Origin of the sequence: Cohnella silvisoli, assembly GCF_021190915.1 — a bacterium.
GTDB classification, from domain to species: domain Bacteria; phylum Bacillota; class Bacilli; order Paenibacillales; family Paenibacillaceae; genus Cohnella; species Cohnella silvisoli.
On the sequence record NZ_JAIOAP010000002.1, the window covers coordinates 316,435 to 336,894 of the forward strand.

Consider the following 20,460-nt stretch of genomic DNA (forward strand, 5'->3'; position numbering starts at 1 on the left):
GACATAACTATAATAGCCCACGCGCTATGGAGCGTCAAGAATCGGGGCCGGAGTTTCCCGCCCCGGCGGGAATCGCACAACTAAAATGTTCTCAAATTGTCACATTTCCCCGTGAGGCTCGTCTGCCTATTGTTTACCCTTCATCCCCAACCTTATGCGTGGTTCCCGTTTGTTACCGCACACATACATTTTCGTTACTCCGCTGTTGTCCGCCACAAGCTCGCTACTGCCTTGCCAATGAGCTGGGAATCCGGCTGATCTTCTTCCGTGGCAGGCTGGATAATTAAATCCGCGTCAAGCTTCCCGGACCCTTCCAAAAGGTGTCCGCTTATTACAATGACGTAACGGAATCCGTTTTTCTTCCATTGGCCGATCAAATGATTAAGCTGTTCCGCATCACCATCGCCTCCGATATCATAATGGATTGCCGGCATCGTGACCGTTCGACCGCGGAAATCCTGCTCTATGGGGGCTAACCATTGTCCCGTGCGGGCAACCTTATCCGTCGCCTCCCACGGGGATTCTTTACCCGTTAATCCCGACAGGGGAATCAAGCATGTATCCAGATAGGGCTGCAGCTCCGGCCAACTATCCCCGTCGATCTCACTGAATTTCATATGTATTGTCCACTCCTTTTCTTCCTAATCGTACTCCAAAAGCGCGGACAATAAAAGCGCCTTTTCCGTTGATCAGCCGGAAAAGGCGCCCTCGTTCTATCTTAATTAAACCGTTCGATTAGTTGAGCGATAACGTCATCGGCTTTCTCGTAAGAGACCTGGCATGTTCCGGCCGCTTCGTGCCCGCCGCCGCCGAACTCCCTCATTAAGTAGCCAACAGGAACTTCGCACGTGCGATTAACGATGCTATGACCGCAAGCGATGGCGCAATTTTGTTTCTGGAAACCGTCCACGATCCATAGTGATACGTTCTGCTCGGGGTGGAGCGCATAAATAAGAAACCGGTTGCCAGGGTAAATTTGCTCCACGTTGCGCAGGTCCGTAACAATGACATTGCCTTCGATGCGCGTGTGGGCGGCCAACATTTCACGGAAAGGCACATCCAGCTCGAAATAGCGATCGACCCGCTCTTTCACGTCTTCGTCAAGCATAATTTGATCAATATTTTTATGTAAACATAATTCCACAAGCTTCTCCATGAGTTGGTAGTTGCTAATTCGGAAATCTCGGAAACGTCCTAAGCCCGTTCTGGAATCCATGACGAAGGATAATAAGTCCCAGCCTTCGGGATTTAAGATGTCGCTGTCGGAAAACTTCGCGGCATCGGCTTTGTCGACGCCTTCCATAATGTTATCGAAAAAAGGGCCGAACTTCTCTTTTCCGCCGTAATATTCATAGACAACCCTTGCAGCGCTATCGGCTATGCGCACTTCGCCTTTATAATCGAACTTCTCTTCTTGCGCACGCTTGACCTCGCTGGCATGATGGTCAAACCATAACCCGCAGCCTGCGACGAAGGGAACGTTCGTCAAAATATCATTGTTCGTTATCGCTACCGTTCCATCCTGCATGTCTTTCGGATGCACAAACTTGATTTCTTCAATCATCTCCAGCTTTTTCAACAGCACTGCCGTAACCAATCCGTCGAAATCCGAACGCGTCACGAGTCTCATCTCTAACACTCCCCTATGATATGGTGCAAATTCCCTAAATAATAGGTATATCATACCAGATATTTATTAGATTCGACACGTTTTTTCATTATCACAGAGTAAATCGTGCAGGTAAAAGACCCAACCGCTAAAGTTGGGTCTCGCTATACGAACCGTATAGATAGCTTAAACCGATCTAACGTTGAATAGCTTTTAATTCATCGGTTAAGCGCCGAAACGATTCTACGTCTCCTTGCGCAAGCGCATTATCGATCGCATTGTAGATTTTCTCCGTCCGGTAATTGCGCAGCGCTTCGTCCAGGACCATTTCTGCCGCCAATCCCAGCATCGTCTCGTAGGCGACTTTCATGTTGTCCATTCGTTGCACCTCCGAAATCCGGCGTTAGGGTTCCTATTACGGATTCCCGTATTGCTTACCTTTGCTCACGTAGCTGTCAGCCGTATTTTTCATTCGCAGCAAATCTTGCTCGGTTAATATCCGAACAACCTTTGCCGGCGACCCCAAACATAAAGTATTGGGCGGAATGACCTGATTTTCAGTTACGAGCGCACCGGCTCCCACTAAAGCATATTCACCGATGTCTGCCCCGTTCAAGACGATAGCCCCCATGCCGATCAATGTACCTTTGCCTATAGTGCAGCCGTGTATAATTGCCGCATGTCCGACAGAAACGCCATCGCCTACGATAAGCGGCTGATTCGTATTCACATGGCCGACAACTCCGTCTTGAATATTACAATGTTTTCCGATGACAATCGGTGCAAGATCTCCGCGCAGAACGGCATTAAACCAAACCGAGCTCTTGTCGCCGATCGTGACATCCCCGACGATCTTCGCTCCTTCCGCCACATAAACGTCAGCAGCGAGCCGCGGGAGCTTTCCTTCAAAAGGCAATAGCATTGTTAATCTCCTTTGTCCCGCTTTGGGCGGGAGCCCGTTTTCAGGAGATTGTAGCAACCTGGGCTAAAAACTGTCAAATCGGCGGTTTGCCAAGCATCAACGTATCCTCGAAAGCAAGCGAATTTCCCGAAATGAGCATGACCCCTTGCGGAGTTATCCGGATGACGCTGACTCCGTCGGTCATTTCACCCCAGCGGACGATACCCAGGTGCATAAGCATGACTAGCACTCGCCGCTCTAAGATGTCTCTCTGGGTGTCGTAATAATAGGAACGGACGAGCGGCTGAAGAATTTGATATAAGGAGTCTACCGTCACCCAATCAGAGGACAGGCGCATCACCCATTGGGTGAGAGTCGTCAGGTTAGGAATCGGCCCTTTGTACAGTCGGAGCCAGAATCTGTACAGTTTTGTAGGGTCGGGATTCTCCAGACCGTCCGCTAGCCTCCTGCCTTCTACCGTTAGCGTAAGCCTCTCCGGTTCTTCTACGATATAGCCTTGGTGACAAGCGAAATCGTATAGCAGCGAAAAGCGATCCGGATAGTCGCGGAAATGCCGCCCGTAACCAAACCTCCAGCCTCCTCGGTTCGGAATGGTCTCGTTAACGGAGAATAGCTCTAACGCTTGTGCGATTTGCCGCTTGTACATTACGCCATCGGCGGTTACCGCAATTTCGTTGTCGCGCACATATCGTAGAAAGTGGACAATATCGTCCATGATCAAACTTCTTTCGTCCCGATAAGCCGGCGGTTCTTCCGTGAAGACGAGCGATGAACGATATCGCTTCTCCAGCACTTCGCGCAACCGGGTTTTCACATCTTCAGGGACTTGATACAAATAACGCGTTTGTTGCGAGAAACCGTTGAATAGCCATCCGAATTTCTTGAGCCTTGAAATCGCAAGGCGTGCCGATTCGTCAGGCCCTGGCGGCGGTGGAGGCGCCGTATTTTTCCCCTTGCGAGAACGGCTTCCGGCGGTTTTAAGCGCGGGGATTTCCGCTTTGGAAATAGCCGTTTGCTCGACTTTGATCGGCTCTCCGCCAAGCGCTCTCGCCTTTAACTCTTCCAGGCTGTAAGCCGACCTGTTCTCGAACATGAGAGAATTCAAGAAACGCAAGTCGTTTCCCGTCATCTCTCCTACTCTCGATTCCATGACTTCCCGTCTTTGCACGGTCGTTAAAATCGTTTGGATCAAATCGTTCTTGGAATTGCTGCTGCATGTGCAATCGTAAGTTTCCGCGATTCTTGTCAGCTCCGCGATATCCGCGTAACAAAGCATGTCGGCCAAGTTCATCGGCATTCCCCGCTTTTTATGGAGGATTTACTTTCCAGTATCGGCGCGGAAAACCCGTCTTAAACGTTATATATACGCAAAAAATCCGGTCGAATACCCGGATTTTCAATGAGAGGACTCTATAGTCGCATCATTCAGATGGTTCGTGCAATTGTGAAGCAGCGGCTTCCAGCCTTCTTGCCGCTCTTCGAGTATGGTAAGAGACATATTCAGCAGATGCGAATCATCTAAATCCGCGCATAACGATTGAAGCATTCTCGCCAGAAAACTGCCGTGCGTGACGACTAGCCACGATTCACCGGAATGTTTCTCGGAAAGCTCGTTTACGAATTCATGACCGCGTGCCTTGATGATTTCATCGCTTTCCTGATCGGGTACCAAGCGCCGCCATCCTGCGCCCCATCTAGAAAGACGCTCCGGCTCCGTCGTTCCTTCCGCTTCCCCGAATGAGCGCTCCCGAAGACGAGTGTCCTTAATAAGCGGTATGCCTAGACGTTCGGCCAGTATTTTGCCGGTTTGCAGCGCTCTCTGTAAATCGCTGCTGTAAACCCCGTGCCAAGTTTCCCCTTCGCGCGCCAATCGCTCGGCGAGCAAATGGGCTTGCTTAATCCCTCCAAGACTAAGGGGAATATCCGTTACGCCTTGTATTTTGCCCAATTGATTCCATTCCGTGATGCCATGACGCACCCAGCCGATTCGAGTTGCTAACGTCATGTACGAACACGGGAAAACCAATTCAAGATAAGCAATGTCATGATCATACCAAGCATCGAGAGGGCAACCCAATATTCTGGCATGGCTGGCGTTACATTTAACATGATCGGATCGCTTAAGCTGGCTACCGGAACTTCGAGATGAACGCTGTCGCCCACCTGCTGGCTGGTCGCGAATACGTTTGCCGTATCCATTACTCCCGTTCCGTCACCGTTTACTCCGCGTACGTGTCCGAATGCGGTGTACAGAAATCCGCAAACGAAGAGAGCGAGCAAAGCGGCCAATATGCCGGCAACTTTTCTCCGGAACGCAAAGGAGAAAGAATAGGTGCGGCGAACCGTCGGCATATACCAGCTTTGTTCGGCATAAATTCGGCTCATTACGTTCTGATTAACCCACTCGGATGCAATGGGCTCTTCTTGCTGTTCATCGTTCATGGGCAGCTCTTGAATCAAGAGCGCGCTTTCTTCCCACATGCTGAACTCTTCCGCGCATTCGCTGCATTCCTGCACATGCAAATCGACAGCGATTCGTTCGGCGGAATCCTCCGGCAGATCTTGGTAAATTCCAAACCATTCTCCGGCTTCTTCGCATTTCATCGCAGCTTCATCTCCTCGTACTCCTTCATCATGGCCGGTTCGGCAAAGTACGATTCCAATTGCGTCTTCACACTGGCCCTAGCCCGGAATAACAACGATTTGACAGAACTGACCGTCTGACCCAAAATGTTGGCGATTTCCTGATAATCCAATCCATCATATTCCCTTAGAATCAACGCGGATCGCTGCTTCTCGGGCAAGCTATTGATGGCCTCTCTTACCATGGAAACCTTCTCGTTGCGCAGCAACCGCTGCTCAGGCGCCTCTTCTGGAGGTGCGGCTGGTATGTATGTGGAATCGTCAAGTGATAGATGCGCCGTCTTCTGCTTGCGCAATTCACTGAGAACCGTATTGCGTGCAATCGTATATAACCAAGTTGAAAAAGACGCATCTACTTCCCTGAAGGATTGCAGGCTTCGATACGCTTTGTAAAAAGTTTCCGAGCAAAGATCTTCCGCTAATAATTCTAGCTTTGCGCTTTTGAGCATGTGGTATACAAAAGATAAAATCTTCTTCTGATATCGCCCCATAAGCGATGAATACAACTCTACGTTACCGTCTTTAATTTCCCGTATTAATTGGGAATCGGTCATCATTTCCGCGACCCTCCCCCATGTCAGGGTTAACGTTCGCAGCCGGTGATTCTACATATTGTACCGGCCAAAAACGAAAAAGTTGCGCTCTATGGCGCATAGATTTTTTGTGAACCAGTATTTTACAAATTCTATATGCTATTGTAACACAGGAATAGGCACTCTGAGCTTAAAAATTTCTCAAATTTTCGAGGTAAATGTGTCCTATTATACGATTAATGTCTGATTTAATTTGGACAAAAAAAATCCACCCCGGAGGGTGGCTGCACACAGTGCTAGGATTGGATAGGAGTGGAGAGAAACCATACTGTACTTTTATTATATGTATACGGTTACATTTTGTCAATAAGCGTTTACATTTTATTTTGAAGCGTTTACAAGCGGCATTAACAGCAAAAAAGAGATTTTGCGGCTCAACCGCGAAATCCCTCTCCGCTCACATATGAACATCGTATTGCAATGATTTCAATAAGTCCGTTGCTTTGTCCAGATCGTCGGACTGTTGAAAAGACAACCGAAGAACCCCCGGCACATCTTCCCGGCTTTCGATAATTTGCAGGTTGCTCAGGTTGATCTTGGCTTGGCCGAGCTCGGTGGCGATCTTGCCGATAATGCCGGGGTGATCCGGAACATCCACGTAACATTCGTATATGGAGGTGATCATCCCTTTGCGCCGTTCGGGAAGCTGACTGCGGAATTGTCCGGCGCGGCGGAACTGCTCCGCCACCCCTTCCCCATCCCCTTCCTCCAACAAAACGGCGAACCGCTCCATCTCGCTTTGCCAGTCGCGAATCAGCTTCAACATCACTTCCCGGTTGTTGAGCAGAATATCCCGCCAGATCAACGGATCGCTGGAAGCAATACGGGTAATATCCCGGAACCCGCCTGCCGCTAACCTCCGATAAAGTTCATTGGAATCGTTGTAGCCGGCGATTTGATTCACGAGAGCTACCGCGATCATATGCGGCAAATGGCTGATTGCCCCAACGATATCATCGTGCTGGACCGCGTCCGTCTTCACGATGTGGGCGCGAGTCCATTTCAGCAACCGCTCCAGCTTGTCCACGGACTCGGGAGGCGTGTCTTCCGTAGGCGTTAAGACGTAAAATGCATTTTCAAGCAAATGAAGACTAGCGGCTTCCACACCTGAGCGCTCAGACCCTGCCATCGGATGTCCTCCGATGAATACAGCGCCACGAGCGGAAAGTTTGGCTGCATGTTTCACGACGGAGGCTTTGGTGCTCCCTACATCGGTTACGATACAACCTCGCTTTAACGGAAGCTTGGCAAGCTCGTCCACGTAGTCCTCTAAGCGGCCGACAGGAACGCACAGAAATAAGAAATCCGCATCCTTCGCCGCTTCCTCTACCGAGGTTGTTGCCGAGTCCACGACGCCGCGGGCTACGTACTTCTCCGTCGACGACGGGTTAACCGAGTGACCGACGACATGTACGCCCGGTTTCCCTTTGAAACAAAGCGCCAATGAGCCTCCGATTAGACCGACTCCGAAAATGGCGATTTTGATGCGAGAATCATTCGTTAAAGCCGTAAAATCGCTAAACTCCCCGCTCATGCCTTCACACCTTTACCGCGATTTCTTGCAGCACGGCAGTCAGTGCGGCGATAACTTTCTCGTTCTGTTCTTGGCTTCCGACGGTAATGCGGATATGAGTCGGGTACAGCTTGTGGCCCGCTCTTACGATTATCCCCTTGCGCAGCAAGGCGTCAAACACTTCCTGCCCCGATCTCTTCACGTCGACCATAATGAAATTGCCGTACGCCGGGAAAGCATCAAGGCCAAGCTCGGCAAAGGAGTTGTTAAAGTAAGCCAAGCCGATTTTATTCGCTTCGCGGCATTTCGCGATGAATTCTTCGTCATTAAGCGCGGCTAGTGCCGCTGCTTGTGCGAAACGCGACGTATTAAACGGTTCTCTAACCTGATTGATGCTGCGAATGACGTCGGGACGGCCGATCCCGTAGCCGATCCGCAGGGAGGCGAGTCCGTATATTTTCGAAAAAGTTCTCAGCAGTACAACATTCGGATACTTTTGCAGCAGCTTAATCCCATCCGGAAAGGACGTGTCATCGATATATTCGCAGTACGCTTCATCCAACACGACGAGAACATGGCCCGGCACCTTGGATAGGAACCATTCCACTTCGTCCGCGTTATTGATCGTTCCCGTCGGGTTGTTCGGATTGCACACCCAAACGACTTTGGTTTTGTCCGTAACGCGCTCCAGCATGGAAAACAGATCATGGGTACCTTCTTTGAGAGGCACCTCTAAAATAACCGCATTCTCGATCTGGGCGTTATGCTTGTATTGCGGGAATGTTTGGTCTGCCATTATCGTTTCATCCCCCGGAACGAGGAACGCGCGCGCGATCATGAGGATGATTTCGTCCGATCCCGCACCGAAAATAATCTGATCCGGATTGACCCCATGATAGGAAGACAAGGCAGAAGTTAATTCGACTGCTGCGCCATCGGGATAAATGCTAATATTCTCCACTTCGCGAGCGATCGCTTCCATCGCTTTCGGGGAGCTGCCGAACGGATTTTCGTTGGAAGCCAGCTTAATGACTTCCGTTAAACCAAGCTCTCGTTTCACGTCATCTACGGGTTTGCCGGGTTGGTATACGGGCAAGTGAACAATATTCGCTTTCGGTTGCATGAGTTTCCCTCCTGAGATACGACGAACGGAGCGTTATGAGCTCCGCCAACGGCGGAACGTATGGCGCTCCGTATGGAAATGTGTATTCTATTTTGACACAACAACGCGGCACTGTACAGATAGGTTTAATAATTTCGGTTTGCTTTGCTTGCTTATGAGACGGATGTCCTTGGCTTCAAACCCGCAATGAAATCCTGGATGGCTTGAAGGCCTTGCTTGCGTTCCGCCTCGTCCGAGGAAGTGAGAAGCGGCAACGCATCTTCAACTTGGCGCACGATGGCGCTTCCGACGATGACGCCGTCCGCTTGGCCCGCGAACCGCTCCGCGTGCTCGCGGGAAGAAATTCCGAAGCCGACGCAGATCGGAACGGACGCCGCTTTGCGTACCGTGCTGAGGAAGCTGTCGATCCCATCGTGAAAGGTAGAGCGGACGCCGGTTACGCCAAGCGAGGAGACACAATAAACGAAGCCTTTAGCTTGGGCTGCGATCCGTTCTACGCGCGCTTGGGATGTCGGCGCTACGAGCGGGATCAGATGAATGCCGCTCGACTCTGCTAGGGCGCGTGTTTCCGCATCTTCCTCAAGCGGCAAATCGGGAATGATAACCCCGCTGAAGCCATGCTCCTTTAAGAGGTCGAAGAAACGCTCCAACCCTAGCTGCAAAGCTGGATTAAAGTAAGTAAATAAGATAAAAGGCATCTTAACGCCCAAAACTTTAGCCTTGGATGCGACGGCCATGCAATCTCTCAAGTCAATCCGGTTCTTGAGCGCGCGCTCGGAAGCACGCTGAATAACGGGACCGTCGGCTAGCGGATCGGAATAAGGAACGCCGAGCTCGATCATATGAGCTCCGGCCGCCTCGGCCGCCTGTACGAGCGCAACCGACGTCTCAAGGTCGGGGTCGCCCATCGTCATGAACGGAATAAGCGCCGTTTCTCCTTTCGCTTTCAATTCAGCGAATACGGTATCGATCGCATTAGAACCTGTCGTGATACTCATGATTGCTGTCCCTCCTCTACCGCTAGATAAGACATAATAGACTCCACGTCTTTATCTCCGCGTCCGGAAAGGTTAACGACGATAATTTCGTCTTTGCTCATCGTCGGCGCTATTTTTAGCACTTGAGCGATCGCGTGAGCGGATTCAAGCGCCGGGATGATACCTTCCATGCGAGATAAAATACCCAGCGCGTCCAGTGCTTCCTTGTCCGTGATCGGAACGTATTCCGCGCGTTTGATGTCTTTCAAATACGAGTGTTCAGGTCCGATGCCCGGATAATCAAGCCCCGCGGAGATGGAATGCGCCGGCAGCACCTGTCCGCCTTCATCTTGGAGGACGTAACTCATCGAGCCTTGGAATACGCCCGGGCGGCCTTTGGTCATCGTGGCGGCATGCTCCTCCGTGTCCACACCTCGTCCTGCGGCTTCCACGCCGACAAGACGAACGTCTTTATCCTCGATGAACGGGTGGAAAATACCGATCGCATTACTGCCGCCGCCGACTGCAGCCACGACAACGTCCGGCAAGCGACCTTCGGCTTCGAGAATTTGCTCCCTCGACTCCACGCCGATAATACGTTGGAAATCACGCACCATCATCGGATAGGGGTGCGGACCGGTCACCGATCCGAGAATGTAGTAAGTATCGTCTACATGACTAACCCAGTAACGCAGCGTTTCGTTGCACGCGTCTTTCAGCGTGCGGGTTCCCGACATGACGGGGATAACTTCGGATCCGAGCAGCTTCATGCGAAACACGTTCAGTTGTTGGCGCTTCGTGTCTTCTTCGCCCATGAACACCTTGCACTCAAGCCCCATCAATGCCGCCACGGTTGCGGATGCTACGCCGTGCTGACCGGCTCCGGTTTCGGCGATTACTTTTTTCTTGCCCATTCGTTTGGCGAGAACCGCTTGTCCGATCGTATTGTTGATTTTGTGCGCGCCGGTGTGGTTAAGATCCTCGCGCTTCAGATAGATTTTAGCGCCGCCCAAATGCTCTGACAGCCTTTCCGCGTAATAAAGCGGGGTCGGACGCCCGGAATATTGCTTGAGCAGATAACGAACTTCCTCCAGGAAGTCGGGATCGTCCTTATATTTCAGGTACGCTTCCTCCAGCTCGATTAACGCGTTCATTAACGTCTCCGGCACGTATTTTCCGCCGAAAGGACCAAAGCGTCCGTGTTGATCAGGCACTTGACTCATGAGCTTCTCACCCTTTCTACGAATGCGGTGATTTTATAGTTATCCTTTACCCCGTCTGTTTCCACACCGCTGGAAATATCGACGCCGTCTGGATGGTAGGATGTGATTAACTCATCTGCATTATCGGGATTTAAACCGCCGGCGATGAACAATTGCAAGCCATTGCTGCGGGCAGCTTGTTGGTAGGATGGGATTACATCCCAGCGATAAGTTTTGCCCGTCCCGCCGCCCGCCGTATCGAGCAAAATAGCGCTGACCGCGCCCCGGTATGCTGCAAGCCGGTTTGCGCCGCCGGTTTGCGGATCCTCGAGCGACTCCGTACCTTCGGTGAAAGGCAATGCGCGCCACACCTCAACCTTAAATCGCTCTTGAACCTCACGGCAAAATTCCGGGGACTCTTCTCCGTGAAGCTGGACGATATCCAGCGGAACAACGGACAATACATCAGCCAATTGCTCGATCGTAGGATTAACGAACACGCCGACCGTTAACGGAGGTTTTCCATCAGCCATCGGAATCGTCCGGGAAACCGCATGCAGTTTTCCTGCCTGCTCCGCAGTCAATTGCCTGCGGCTCTTGGCGAACATGAATCCGATGTATTCAACCGGAAGTCCGCTCATCCCCTGCAAAGTCGCCTCTTCTTTGATTCCGCAAATTTTCACTTTGGCCGAACGATGGCTCGTCATCTTGCGGCTCCTTCTTTCGTAACGGGACCCAGCAGCTCGTTGACCGCTTCCTGAATGTTGGCCTGGCGCATGAAGTGCTCGCCTACGAGAACGGCTTGCGCGCCCGCTCCGCGAACAAACGCAACATCGTCAACGGACGATATGGCGCTTTCGCTGACCGCCACTATCCCTTTCGGCATTAGTCCGATTAGCTGCTCGGTTACATTCAAGTCCGTAAAGAACGTTTTCAAATCCCGGTTGTTAACACCGATAAGCGTCGCCTTCCCGATATCCAATACGGTCTCCAGCTCCGGACGGTTGTGGACTTCGACAAGCACGTCCATACCCAGGTCACGGGCAAGCGTATAAAACGAAGACAACTCGCTTTTGGTCAAGATCGCGGCGATGAGAAGAATTGCATCCGCGCCGATAATCCGGGCTTCGTAAATTTGCCGCTCGTCAATGGTGAAGTCTTTGCGCAAGAGCGGAACCTTCACTTGCTCGCGAATTTGCTTTAAGTACTCGTTGCTGCCTTGAAAATAATCGGTATCCGTCAGCACGGAAATGCAATCCGTTCCGGCTAGCTCATAGTCTTGCGCCAATGAAACCGGATGAAAATCCTGACGGATCAAACCTTTCGACGGGCTTGCTTTCTTTACTTCGGCTATGAGTCCAACCGGACGATTGCGCCCGATCAACGCCTGCTCGAATCCGCGGCATGGCGGGAGCTCCGATATTGTTCTTTCGACTTCGCTTATCGATAACGTTCGTTTAAGCGCCTCTACCTCTTCACGTTTGGTAGCGACGATGCGATCAAGAAACATGGCTCACTTCTCCCGTCGTAGCAATCCATTGCTGCAATTTGTTCGCGGCTTGCCCGGAATCGATCGTTTCCCCCGCTATTCTTACTCCCTCAGGCAAAGTATCTGCGCGTCCAGCCACATAGATACACGCTCCGGCATTCGCGAGGACAACGTCACGATAAGCGCTTTGCTCGCCGCCAAGTATTCTGCGGATGATCTGCGCATTTTCCTGAGCGTCCCCGCCTTGAACGGCACCTAGCGGAACCGTAGACAATCCGAGCAACTCAGGTGTGATATCGTAGGTGATGACTTCTCCGTCACGCAGCTCCGATACTTGCGTCGGCGCGGAGATGCTGATTTCGTCCAAGCCGTCGTGGCTGCCCACAACCATCGCTTTCTTTAATCCTAATCTGGACAACACTTCCGCAACCGTAGCGGTGCGCGTCCGATCATATAAACCAATCAGCTGGCGATCCGCATTGGCCGGGTTGGCTAGCGGGCCGAGCATATTAAATATTGTACGGACTCCTAGTTCGCGTCTCGGCGCGGCGGCATACTTCAACGCGGGATGGTACAGCTGTGCGAACATAAAACATATTCCGGTTCTCTCGAGGCAAATTGCGGCTTGCTCGGCCGTTAGATTAATATTGACGCCGAGAGCTTCAAGAACGTCGGCGCTGCCTGCTTTGCCGGACATCGCTCGGTTACCATGCTTGGCTACGCGAGCGCCTGCGGCGGCGGCTATAACTGCGGATATCGTCGAAATGTTGAATTTATGAATGCCGGAGCCGCCCGTTCCGCACGTGTCGAGCAAATCTTTGTTTTCCGTCGCAACGTGATTGGAGAAAGCTCTCATCGCTTCCGCAAAACCGGTAATTTCGTCGACCGTTTCGCCTTTCATACGGAGCGCGATCACGGTTCCGCCGATTTGCGCGGGCGTCGCTTCTCCCCGCATGATCGTCGTCATCGCTCCGAAAGCTTCGTCGCGCGTTAAATGATCGCCGTTCATTAGTTTAGCCAGAGCTTGAGGTAGACTTGTCGTGAGAGTTTCGCTCATATCGCCTGATTCCCCTTTCTCTTAATCATAATCCCAATTCGTACGGCGATCGCCCGCAACAACTACAGGAAATTCATTGCCGCTGCGCTTGCCTGAGCCGGAAAGAGGGAAGGCCGCTTCCGCAGATCGGATCGCTTTAAGCATTCCTTTAGCTTTATTGACCGTTTCCTCATATTCGTTTTCCGGAACGGAGTCCCATACGATTCCCGCTCCCGCTTGCACATAGGCTTTACCGTGCTTGAAAATAATCGTCCGTATCGTAATGCAAGTGTTCAGGTTCCCCGAAAATCCGAGATAGCCGATAGCTCCCGCATACGCGCCTCTAGCTTCATTTTCCAATTCGGCTATGATTTCCATCGCCCGAAGCTTCGGAGCACCCGACACCGTGCCTGCCGGAAGGCAAGACAGGAACGCATCATAGAAATCTTTGTCCGGCCGCAGCTGACCGGTGACGTTCGATACGATGTGCATGACGTGGGAATAGCGTTCGACTTCCATGTAGCTGTCGCACTTGACCGTTCCGAAAGTAGATACTCTGCCTAGATCGTTACGACCGAGATCCACGAGCATCACATGCTCCGCGCGTTCTTTCTCGTCCGCCAGCAGTTCTTTTTCAAGAGCGATGTCCTCTTCGGGAGTTTTGCCGCGCGGCCTCGTCCCCGCTATCGGCCTTGTTTCCACTTTGCCGTTGTCCACTTTCACGAGCAGCTCCGGGGATGTGCCGACGACAACCTCATCATCCATCTTCAGCACATACATGTACGGCGACGGATTCATCGTTCTAAGCACGCGGTACACATGGAGCGGATCGACTTCGGTTTCGATATGGAAACGTTGCGAGAGCACCACTTGGAAAATATCGCCCGCCCGAATGTATTCTTTCGCTTGATTGACGTTGTCAAGAAACTGTTGTTTCGTCAGATTGGAGGCAATCTCTCCAAGCTCCGGATCCATTGGCGGAGTGCCTTTGGACGGTTGTATAGGAAGCGGCTGCTGAATTCTGCGAATCGTCTCGTCGATGGCGTTACAGGTGTCTGCATAGGCTCTTTCGATTTCTAGGTCAGTAGCTCTCTCGGCGATATGGACGTTACCGATGACTAGCACTTGCTGTTTGAAGTGGTCGAATACGATGACGCGATCGCAGAACATAAATTGCATATCGTCCATGTTCAGATCATCCGTCTTGTGCGGCGGCAGTTTTTTCTCGTAATATTGCAGCAGATCGTACCCGAAAAATCCGATAGCGCCGCCCGTAAACGGAGGTAGCTCAGGCAGAGCCGGACTCCGATAGGAGCGAAGCTTCTCCCGTAGAAGCTGCAAAGGTTCCGTCGTATGGTGCGATTCCGTCTTCCCGTTCTGCTCTAGAGTAAGGTGGTTCTTCTTTAGCTTCAATACGAGGAACGGATCCGTGCCGATAAAAGAATATCGAGCCCACTTAACGCCGCCCTCCACGCTCTCTAGGAGAAAGGCGTACTTGTCCTTGCTTAAATGCTGAAACACCCGAATTGGCGTTTCCGTATCGGCCAGCAGACGGCGGACGACCGGAATGACGTTATATTGCCCTGCCATTGCTTTAATTCCCTGCAGCTCCTGCTGATCCATGATTGATCTCTCCTTTGTTCACGATCGATAGATAGCACACAAGTTGCGCCTATTCGATCAAATCTGGTTCGCCTCGCTGAGATAAGAACCGGCTTTTTCCCATTAAAAAAGCACCCCTGCTCCGCAGAGATGCGCATAATCGATAAGTTGATCGCACTTCATCGGCGCACATAGCCATGCTGCGCAAATGAAACGGCTTCTCCGCTCATCTCTTCTCATCTCTACTCGGCTCGCATCCTGCGTAAGTTGTCGTCCCTGTGGCCGACCGTTCCGCATTGCGTAATATGTATCTTAATATAGCATTCTGCTGCGATGGACGTCAACTAATAATGAACTAGATCGGTTAAAGCAGGCACTGACTCATATCCCTCCGCATTACACCTTGTCATCTAACACCACTATTCCCACTCGCAGTGACTCTTCCCTGATCTAAAGCGGATAATCCGCTCTAATCCTATCCGCGGTACCTCTTCGGCAGATTTAAAGCGGATAATCCGCTCTAATCTTACCCGCGGAGCCTCTTCCGTCGATTTAAAGCGGATAATCAGCTCTATTCCTACCCACGGAGCCTCTTTAGCCGATTTAAAGCGGATAATCCGCTCTATTCAACTGATGCTTCTTCCGGAGATTTATTACGGGTGTTTTTATTATCTACCATAAGTGTTTGCTTGCATCCTCCTCTAAAACATACTCATGGTTCCGCATCAGCCCATCATGCAGCGGCTTTAGCAGTCTTTTGTCCACCATCTCACGAAGAACGCCTCGACAAGTTTCCGGCCCCTTCTGCAAGCACTCGCGGACATCACTCATCCGTATTGGCCGGTCCAGCCACAATGCATACCTGATAACTTCGCGCTCATAGAGTGAAACTTCCCGATATGAAACCCCCATGTTACCTGAGAACCTTCCGAGTAATTCAAACACGGTTCGTCGGCACATATCCGGTTTTTTGTCCATATCGTCCCAAGAGAATGGAACATATTTAATCCCAAGTGCAACCATTGAGCGTATCTTCTGACGTTCAAAGTCAAATCGAGGACGGGTAATATTCTCCGCATGGGCAACAAATCCCTCACCTTCGAATCCAAATCTCAACGGCTCATAGTAAGCATCAATATAAGCTTTGACGCCGGTAAGAGTAATTATTTCTTTTTCAAGAACTATACCCTTAAGAGTTTTAAGCGTCGGAGTTAATATCTCCTCACATAATTTCCTCTCTCCTTCACCTTGCTTAAGCAACATTTCTAAACGCATACCGGTAGCTTGTCTCTTCTGCTCCTCCAATAACTTGGTGTATTCCGATTTATACATGGACTAACCTCCCACAAACTAATTATCTTGAAAAACAAAAAAACGCCGCCCTCTCCGAAGAGAGAAACGGCGTGTGCTTCACGCGCTGAAAAGATACTGCAACATGATTATAGAATAAATTCCAAAAATTTTCAATGATTAGTCTCGGTGTCTCGGTGTCTCGGTGTCTCGGTGTCTCGGTGTCTCCGTGACCTTACTTCCCCAGCAAATCCGGCCGAAGCGCCTGAGCGCGGTTCAGGTATACGTGACGGATGTCCTTCTGTGGGATGTCCGTGTTGACCAGCACCATGAGGCGGATACATTTCTCCAAGCTGCCCTTGACGGGTACTTCTAGGGAACACATCAGCGGCACAAGCTCCCACCCTGCCATCTGACGGATCGCGCGAGCCGGGAAGGTGGCGTCCAAGTCCTGAGTAACCGTAACGAACACGCTGGCAATATCTTCTGGATTAAAATGATTAACCTCAATGATGCCATCTAACAGCTCAATGGTTGCATCCAATATCGGGCTCTCTTCATTTAGTTCGACCGTAATGGCACCGCGGATTCCCCTAATGCTCATGGTTGCTAATTCCCCTCTCTTAATCCGTCCACAATTTCTCTTACCCACGAGGACGGCACATCGTTACGAATTTCCACGCTGCCGATAGCGGTCGGAACGACGAATACCATTTGCCCCTCGGAAAATTTTTTATCGTGCAGCATGGCGCTCATGATTGCATCGGTCTCGCAGCTAGCTGGAATCCGAACTGGAAGTCCGAATTTGCGGAAAATCCGCTCTGTCTCTGCCGCGATATGAGCGGAATACCCGAACCTCGCTGCTAATCTAGCCGAGCCAACCATCCCGATCGCAATCGCTTCTCCGTGCAGTAATTCTCCGTAGCCCGCGACTGCTTCGAGCGCATGGCCAATCGTGTGACCCAGATTGAGGATCGCGCGCAAATCGTTCTCCCGTTCATCGCGGGATACGACGATCGATTTCACTTTGCAGCCTTCATACAACGCATAGCCAAGCGCTTCCGGCTCCAAAGCCAGCAGCCCCTCCGCATTAGCATCGCACCATGCGACGAACTCTTCGTTCCAGATGAGGCCGTGTTTAATGACTTCCGAAAGCCCAGCTCGAACTTCACGAAGCGGAAGACTTGCCAGCGTATCCAAATCATACAGAACGAATTCAGGCTGATGAAAAGCTCCGATAATATTTTTCGCCAAGCGATGGTTAACCGCCACTTTGCCTCCGACGCTGCTATCATGCGCCAGGATTGTGGTCGGAATCTGTACGAACCGAACTCCCCGCATATAGGAAGCAGCGACGAACCCGGCAAGATCGCCGACAACTCCGCCGCCGAGCGCAATAATCGTTGATTTGCGGTCCAATCCCGCTTCCAAAGCCGCACCGACCAACTCATCCAGCATCTCTAAAGACTTGGAGGTTTCGCCTGAAGGTACAACAACCGTCGTCACCGCGTATCCTGCTGTAGCAAGAGCCTCTTCCACTTTAGCCGCATACAAATCAACGACCGAAGAATCCGTTACTAGCAAGATCGGCGACTTAACCGGAAATCCTCTTTCCGAGAAAATCTCTCCAGTCCGAGCAATTAAACCGGAGCCAATATAGATGGGATAGGAACGTTCCCCCAGATCAACCGTCAGTTCCCTCGTCCCGCCCGCCATCAGTACGCCTCTACCTGGCTTAAGTAGCTATCTAAGTTCGCTTGAATTTCCTCTACGGAATCTCCGCCGAATTTCTCCAAGAACGCTTTAGCCACTTCCCAAGCCACTACGTGCTCCATAACGACGCTAGCCGCCGGTACAGCGCAAGCATCGGAACGCTCAACCTGAGCCGTAAAAGGCTCCTTCGTGTCGATATCTACGCTTGCAAGCGGTTTGTACAGCGTTGGAATCGGCTTCATGACCCCGCGAACGACAATCGGCTCGCCAGTCGTCATTCCGCCTTCGAATCCGCCTGCGCGGTTGGATGCACGGTGGAAACCTTTATCAGCGGTATGCAAAATTTCATCATGTACTTTAGAACCGGGAATGCGAGCCGCTTCGAACCCGATTCCAACTTCCACGCCCTTGAAAGCGTTGATGGAAACGACCGCTTGGGCGATACGTCCATCCAGCTTGCGATCCCATTGGACATGGCTTCCAAGTCCGACAGGCAATCCGGTGACGATGCATTCAACAACTCCGCCAATCGTATCGCCTTCCGCTTTCATGCGATCGATTAGCTCTATCATTTTTTGCTCCGCATCTTTGTCGGCGACTCTGACGGGAGATTCTTCGGTTACCGCGATCAACTCGTCGATTGGAAGATTAGGCGTTGCAGCCACAACTTCGCCGATCGATACAACATGTCCCGCAACTTTGACTCCGAAATGGCCTAATAATTGACGGGCTACAGCTCCAACTGCAACGCGTGCAGCAGTTTCTCGCGCGCTGGACCGCTCAAGCACGTTGCGCAAATCTTTTAAGTTATACTTCAAGCCGCCGTTAAGGTCCGCATGTCCCGGACGCGGGCGGAATACCCGGCGTTTCGCTTCGTCATTTCCCTCAATCGGTTCAACGTTCATGACTGAGGACCAATGCTTCCAGTCTTTATTCTCGACCACAAGCGCCACCGGCGCACCGGTCGTACGGCCGTGACGAACACCGCCGACGATTTGCGCCGTATCCGTCTCGATTTGCATGCGGCGGCCGCGGCCATGACCTTTCTGGCGACGTTGCAATTGAAAATTCAAAGCTTCGAAATCAAGCTCCAGGTTGCTTGGTAAACCTTCGATAATAGCCGTAAGCTGCGGTCCATGCGTTTCCCCCGCGGTTAAATAACGTAAACTCAAGCTCGGTTCCTCCCTTTTGCCACTAAAACCGTGAACATCTTTGACCATTATAGTACAGCGTTAAAGCGTTTGACAAGAAAACAGCCCGTCAAGTGCGGACGGACTGTTTCTTATTCGCTTTAGGTCGAGGAACTCTTGAGTCCCTCATATATTCGAGCAAATCCGTGTTGTCCAACCCTAGAATTTGCGCGCATTCCTGCACGGATATTAACCCCCGCTTGTAGGCGGCTATAACTTTGCGCTTGTCCATGCATGGCTCCTTCCGCCTGGCCTGATTAGACTTATTATCGGTTGGGAGCCTATTTAACATACGTTTAAATCGTTCTTCGGTAAAAAAATGTATCCGCCGTTTCCAATCCGTATTGCGCCGGGGAAAATATTTGCTCCGTGCTGCCGACGAACAGAAGACCCCCGGGCTTGAGCGCACGGGCGAATTTGCCGTACAGCACATGCTTTGCTTCCTCGGTGAAATAGATCATGACATTACGGCAAACGATTAGATCGTATTTATCTCCGAAATTATCCAGGAGCAAATTCTGCTTCTGATATTTGACAGCCTTCTTCAAACGCTCGGATATTTTGAAAGCACCCTCCGCGCTGGTGAAATACTTGGATTTATACTCTGCCGGCACATCGCGCAAAGAACGCTCCAAGTAAACGCCTTCCTTCGCTTTCGCGAGAACGCCTTCGTCGATATCCGTTGCAATCAAAGCGGTCCGGTCCAATACGTCCAGCGAATCCAATATCATTCCAAGCGTGTAGGGTTCTTCCCCCGTAGAGCATGCAGCGCTCCAAATGTTAAGCCGGGGCGATTCTTTGATCATTTGAGGCAGAAATTTATCCTTCAGCACTTGCCAGCGGTTCGGGTTGCGCCAAAACTCCGAGACGTTGATCGTCATACGATCTAAAAATTCGTTACGTAACCTAGCTTCGCTTGTTATGGCATTGAAATACTCGGCAAATGTGGCATAGCCGTATTTCGAGCGCAACGTGGTCAAACGACGCCGCATTTGATTTTCCTTGTACTGCGACAAGTCAATGGACGTCGCGCGTTTAATATTAACGATAAACCGAGCAAAATCTTCATCCTCGGAACCATTCAAGTTGGCATTGATCATATCCACACCTGTATCGCCTTGTCATAAGAGACCAGTTCCTCTTCGGAAAAGAAGATGCCGATCTCGCGCTCGGCGTTGTCGTGGGAATCCGAGCCGTGAATCAAATTGTAGTTCGTATGTATGGCAAAGTCGCTTCGGATCGTTCCAGGTGCCGCCTCTAGAGCATTGGTTTTGCCGATTAGGGCACGGGACAATCCAACCGCTTGATCGCCTTCCCAAACCATTGCGAACACGGGGCCTGCGGTAATGAAATTCAAAAGCATCTCGTAGAAATCTTTGCCTTTGTGTTCGGCATAATGGCGCTCTGCCCGCTCCATGGAAACGTTCATTAGCTTAGCTCCGATTAGCTTAAGCCCTTTGCGCTCAAATCGGCTGACGATTTCTCCGATCAAACCGCGTTGCACGCCGTCAGGTTTAATCATTAAGTACGTTCTTTCCATAATACCGCTCCTTCCAAG

Annotated in this window: 23 protein-coding genes; all 23 read right to left on the bottom strand. The window is 51.2% G+C overall.

What is annotated here, in order from left to right:
• Positions 1-194 precede the first annotated feature (194 nt).
• Positions 195-617, bottom strand: a complete 423-nt coding sequence (locus tag K7P76_RS05005; RefSeq protein WP_232184022.1) for a DUF2487 family protein — start codon at positions 615-617, stop codon at positions 195-197.
• 101 nt (positions 618-718) lie between these two features.
• A complete protein-coding gene (locus K7P76_RS05010; RefSeq protein WP_232184024.1) occupies positions 719-1,630 on the bottom strand; it encodes a DHH family phosphoesterase in 912 nt (303 codons plus the stop codon).
• Positions 1,631-1,805: 175 nt separating this feature from the next.
• Positions 1,806-1,988 carry an IDEAL domain-containing protein gene (locus K7P76_RS05015; protein WP_232184026.1) on the bottom strand — a complete coding sequence of 61 codons (183 nt, stop codon included), beginning with the start codon at positions 1,986-1,988 and terminating at the stop codon, positions 1,806-1,808.
• A 36-nt stretch (positions 1,989-2,024) separates the two neighbouring features.
• The gene (locus tag K7P76_RS05020) at positions 2,025-2,531 is read right to left on the bottom strand and encodes a gamma carbonic anhydrase family protein (protein WP_232184028.1); all 507 of its coding nucleotides are present in this window, start codon (positions 2,529-2,531) and stop codon (positions 2,025-2,027) included.
• 73 nt (positions 2,532-2,604) lie between these two features.
• Positions 2,605-3,822, bottom strand: coding sequence for a hypothetical protein (locus K7P76_RS05025; RefSeq protein ID WP_232184030.1), 1,218 nt, complete (start codon positions 3,820-3,822; stop codon positions 2,605-2,607).
• 105 nt (positions 3,823-3,927) lie between these two features.
• Positions 3,928-4,536, bottom strand: a complete 609-nt coding sequence (locus K7P76_RS05030) for a histidine phosphatase family protein (RefSeq protein ID WP_232184031.1) — start codon at positions 4,534-4,536, stop codon at positions 3,928-3,930.
• On the bottom strand, positions 4,533-5,135 hold the full coding sequence (locus K7P76_RS05035; RefSeq protein WP_232184032.1) for an anti-sigma factor family protein: 603 nt from the start codon (positions 5,133-5,135) through the stop codon (positions 4,533-4,535). The genes K7P76_RS05030 and K7P76_RS05035 overlap by 4 nt, the downstream gene beginning before the upstream one ends.
• Entirely contained in the window at positions 5,132-5,728 is a 597-nt protein-coding gene (locus tag K7P76_RS05040; protein ID WP_232184461.1) for an RNA polymerase sigma factor, read from the bottom strand. Before K7P76_RS05040 ends, K7P76_RS05035 begins: the two co-directional genes overlap by 4 nt.
• Before the next feature lie 436 nt (positions 5,729-6,164).
• Complete coding sequence (locus K7P76_RS05045; protein ID WP_232184034.1) at positions 6,165-7,301, bottom strand: prephenate dehydrogenase; 1,137 nt, start codon at positions 7,299-7,301, stop codon at positions 6,165-6,167.
• 4 nt (positions 7,302-7,305) lie between these two features.
• A complete protein-coding gene (gene hisC / locus K7P76_RS05050; RefSeq protein WP_232184040.1) occupies positions 7,306-8,403 on the bottom strand; it encodes a histidinol-phosphate transaminase in 1,098 nt (365 codons plus the stop codon).
• A 152-nt stretch (positions 8,404-8,555) separates the two neighbouring features.
• Positions 8,556-9,401: a tryptophan synthase subunit alpha gene (gene trpA, locus K7P76_RS05055; RefSeq protein ID WP_232184041.1), complete on the bottom strand. Its 846-nt coding sequence runs from the start codon at positions 9,399-9,401 to the stop codon at positions 8,556-8,558.
• Positions 9,398-10,603, bottom strand: a complete 1,206-nt coding sequence (trpB, locus tag K7P76_RS05060) for a tryptophan synthase subunit beta (protein ID WP_232184042.1) — start codon at positions 10,601-10,603, stop codon at positions 9,398-9,400. Before trpB ends, trpA begins: the two co-directional genes overlap by 4 nt.
• Positions 10,600-11,289, bottom strand: a complete 690-nt coding sequence (locus K7P76_RS05065) for a phosphoribosylanthranilate isomerase (RefSeq protein WP_232184043.1) — start codon at positions 11,287-11,289, stop codon at positions 10,600-10,602. Before K7P76_RS05065 ends, trpB begins: the two co-directional genes overlap by 4 nt.
• Entirely contained in the window at positions 11,286-12,092 is an 807-nt protein-coding gene (trpC, locus tag K7P76_RS05070; protein WP_232184044.1) for an indole-3-glycerol phosphate synthase TrpC, read from the bottom strand. Before trpC ends, K7P76_RS05065 begins: the two co-directional genes overlap by 4 nt.
• The gene (gene trpD / locus K7P76_RS05075) at positions 12,082-13,128 is read right to left on the bottom strand and encodes an anthranilate phosphoribosyltransferase (protein ID WP_232184045.1); all 1,047 of its coding nucleotides are present in this window, start codon (positions 13,126-13,128) and stop codon (positions 12,082-12,084) included. The genes trpC and trpD overlap by 11 nt, the downstream gene beginning before the upstream one ends.
• A 21-nt stretch (positions 13,129-13,149) precedes the next feature.
• Positions 13,150-14,730 (bottom strand): anthranilate synthase component I, encoded by a 1,581-nt coding sequence (gene trpE, locus K7P76_RS05080; RefSeq protein WP_232184046.1) that lies wholly within the window; start codon positions 14,728-14,730, stop codon positions 13,150-13,152.
• 651 nt (positions 14,731-15,381) lie between these two features.
• Positions 15,382-16,041 (bottom strand): hypothetical protein, encoded by a 660-nt coding sequence (locus tag K7P76_RS05085; RefSeq protein WP_232184047.1) that lies wholly within the window; start codon positions 16,039-16,041, stop codon positions 15,382-15,384.
• Between the two features lie 193 nt (positions 16,042-16,234).
• The gene (aroH, locus tag K7P76_RS05090; RefSeq protein ID WP_232184049.1) at positions 16,235-16,603 is read right to left on the bottom strand and encodes a chorismate mutase; all 369 of its coding nucleotides are present in this window, start codon (positions 16,601-16,603) and stop codon (positions 16,235-16,237) included.
• Between the two features lie 5 nt (positions 16,604-16,608).
• Positions 16,609-17,715: a 3-dehydroquinate synthase gene (gene aroB / locus K7P76_RS05095; RefSeq protein ID WP_232184051.1), complete on the bottom strand. Its 1,107-nt coding sequence runs from the start codon at positions 17,713-17,715 to the stop codon at positions 16,609-16,611.
• Positions 17,715-18,884, bottom strand: a complete 1,170-nt coding sequence (gene aroC, locus K7P76_RS05100) for a chorismate synthase (protein ID WP_232184052.1) — start codon at positions 18,882-18,884, stop codon at positions 17,715-17,717. Before aroC ends, aroB begins: the two co-directional genes overlap by 1 nt.
• A gap of 88 nt (positions 18,885-18,972) precedes the next feature.
• Complete coding sequence (locus tag K7P76_RS05105; RefSeq protein WP_232184053.1) at positions 18,973-19,134, bottom strand: hypothetical protein; 162 nt, start codon at positions 19,132-19,134, stop codon at positions 18,973-18,975.
• A gap of 64 nt (positions 19,135-19,198) precedes the next feature.
• On the bottom strand, positions 19,199-20,002 hold the full coding sequence (locus tag K7P76_RS05110) for a CheR family methyltransferase (protein WP_232184462.1): 804 nt from the start codon (positions 20,000-20,002) through the stop codon (positions 19,199-19,201).
• Positions 19,999-20,442, bottom strand: a complete 444-nt coding sequence (gene ndk, locus K7P76_RS05115) for a nucleoside-diphosphate kinase (protein ID WP_232184054.1) — start codon at positions 20,440-20,442, stop codon at positions 19,999-20,001. The genes K7P76_RS05110 and ndk overlap by 4 nt, the downstream gene beginning before the upstream one ends.
• Positions 20,443-20,460: the final 18 nt, after the last annotated feature.